Origin of the sequence: Thermovirga sp. (assembly GCA_012523215.1) — a bacterium.
Lineage (GTDB): Bacteria > Synergistota > Synergistia > Synergistales > Thermovirgaceae > 58-81.
The window spans coordinates 1-1,554 of the sequence record JAAYIZ010000262.1 but is presented as its reverse complement, the minus strand read 5'-3'; the positions used below and the strand labels follow the sequence as shown (position 1 = coordinate 1,554).

At 55.0% G+C, this 1,554-nt stretch carries 3 protein-coding genes; 1 reads left to right on the top strand and 2 read right to left on the bottom strand.

Annotation, left to right across the window (positions count from 1 at the left end; genetic code table 11):
• Positions 1 to 514, bottom strand: a 514-nt coding sequence (locus GX108_07160; GenBank protein ID NLO56809.1) for an AEC family transporter, incomplete at its 3' end; no start/stop codon positions are given.
• 253 nt (positions 515 to 767) lie between these two features.
• On the opposite strand from GX108_07160, the gene GX108_07155 reads away from it, so the two are divergent.
• Positions 768 to 1,337: a hypothetical protein gene (locus GX108_07155; protein NLO56808.1), complete on the top strand. Its 570-nt coding sequence runs from the start codon at positions 768 to 770 to the stop codon at positions 1,335 to 1,337.
• Between the two features lie 40 nt (positions 1,338 to 1,377).
• Here GX108_07155 and GX108_07150 read toward each other — a convergent pair.
• A partial coding sequence (locus GX108_07150; GenBank protein ID NLO56807.1) for a hypothetical protein occupies positions 1,378 to 1,554 on the bottom strand: 177 nt, incomplete at its 5' end.

Sequence of the window (1,554 nt, the reverse complement as noted above, 5' to 3'; positions counted from 1 at the left end):
CGAAAGCGGCCAGGAGGGCGATAAAGGGAGGGAAAGCCAGGATCTTCCTGGCGATGACTGAAGGTGAAGTCTTCCCGGAGGATTGGGAAACGGCCAGGATGATCCCGATCGTCGAGAGGACCAGGAAGGAACCCAGTTGATCGATCAGGATCCCTATCCCCAAGTACTCCGTGCCATAGAAGGCCTCGATCATGGGCAAGCCGACGAAGGAGGTATTACCCAGCCCCCCGGTCAGGAAAAGCGCGCCTACCGTCCCCGCTGAGAGGTTGGCGACCCTGCCCGCTTGTCTGAATAGAAAAAACCCTCCCACGAAGAGAACCCAGGCCATGGCGGCGGGATAGGCCAGCCCGGGTGAGTATTCCAGGTCGTGAATATGGAGCAGGGTCAGCGCCGGGAGGGCCACGTTTATTATGTAGGAGTTCAGCACCGCCGGCGTGGAAGCCGGGAGACGCCCACTTCGACGAAGAATTATCCCTGCGGCAAAGCACAGGGCCATCATCAAAATATTGCCCACGAAAAAGCCTCCCAAAAAGAAGTCCCGGTACTGGCTCATTCTAACAGCAATTTCCCCCATCCTATCCCAGGAGCGAGTCAGAGGCGAAAGACTTTTATCCTGAATTCCTTATCCCGGATTGGAGTCAAAAGGGAATTGCCTGAGTTGGGCCTCTGGGTTGACAATTTTAATCTGGCTGACTACCATGGGAACTAATAAAAGTAAAGGTGAAGCGAGTCCCCGCGCCTTATCAATCCAAAAGGAGGTATCGATCATGAGAACCAGATGGAGAGCCCTTTTCTCGGTTTCCGCTATCCTGCTGGGAATCACGGCCGTTTGCCCTGTTTCCCCCCTAGGCGCGGCCACTCCTCTCGCGCCCTGCGAACTGTTCACCAAGCAGGATGCCGAGGCTATTTTAAAGGAATCCATAACCGAAGAAAGAGTTATTGAGGCAACCCTTCCAGCGGGGCTCACCTGCAGATATGCCTACCGCAAAGAAGGGAGCGTCTTCGAGGTCAAAGTGAGGTTGGCTACCGATGAATCAATAGCGGAAGAAGGCATCCACGATTCGGCGAAGGATGTCTTCGATCGTCAAGTCAAAGCCAGGAGAGCCCATGAATACGCCTCCAAGACATTGAGAGAGTTCGAAGGCCTCGGTGAAGGCTCCTTTTGGAGTGGCACCAGTCTCTGGGCGTTGCGGGGGGATTGCCTGGTGGTCGTCACGGTCCACTCTCATCTTAAAGGTTCTTTCAAGGACATGGATGAAATGCGGGCCGCCCGGGAAGACCAGGACCTGGGGTACAGCAAGGAGATAATGGCCACCGTCATGGAGAGGCTCGAATGAACGGCTCTTCGTCGTATTGTCTTGTGTCCGTCGTTTTTTCTTAGAGGCAAAGGGGGGCGGATTCCTCACCGGCAAGTTCCTCGAGCCAGACCCTCTTCAGCTCTTTTATTTCAAGTGCTCCCTTGAAGTTGCGGGGTATGGAGCCAAGGCGGAGCCTGTCGGGCCGGGAGCTCTTGGATACATGCTTCGAGGCTTCAGGGATGAAGGTTCTTTCTAT

Bases quoted from the DNA above. Each gene is read 5' to 3' on its own strand.
- GX108_07155 (NLO56808.1), top strand. From the start codon at position 768: ATGAGAACCAGATGGAGAGCCCTTTTCTCGGTTTCCGCTATCCTGCTG.